This window comes from Streptomyces otsuchiensis (assembly GCF_004305975.1).
Taxonomy (GTDB): domain Bacteria; phylum Actinomycetota; class Actinomycetes; order Streptomycetales; family Streptomycetaceae; genus Streptomyces; species Streptomyces otsuchiensis.
Map to the genome: position 1 here is coordinate 1 of NZ_BHZI01000608.1, position 454 is coordinate 454.

The following is a 454-nucleotide window of genomic DNA, read 5'->3' on the forward strand; positions in this document are numbered from 1 at the left end:
GTGGCCGCGGTGGCCGGGGCGGCCGGGGTGGCCGGCGGGTGGTTCGACGGGGGCGATCCGGCACCGTGGCAGGCCGTTCGCAACCTCGGCTGCTCTCTCGGGCTCGCCCTGCTCGGCCGGTCCGCCCTCGGCCGCCACGCGGCGACGCTGCTGCCGACGCTCGCCGTCCTGACCGTCGCGGTCTTCGGCTACGGCCCCGAGCAGGCCGCCCACTGGTGGGCCTGGCCCGCGGCGGCCGCCACCGAGCCGCTCTCCTGGGCGGGTTCGGCCGTACTGCTGGCCGCCGGGCTGCACCGCACCGTCCGCCGGGACCTGCCGGCCCGGTGGTGAGGCGGGAAGGCCCGCCCGAGGCGGTGAGCGGGCCGGTGTCCCGACGCGCCACCGCTCATGGCGCAGGACGGTTGACGTGGTGGCGCGGGGTCCCGAAGATCGGGTGACGGCCACGGCCCGGCCC

The 454-nt window shown here is 79.3% G+C and carries 1 pseudogene; it reads left to right on the forward strand.

Annotated elements, in window-relative coordinates:
* Positions 1-330: pseudogene (locus E0D90_RS26965) on the forward strand (hypothetical protein); the annotation flags it as partial.
* Positions 331-454: the final 124 nt, after the last annotated feature.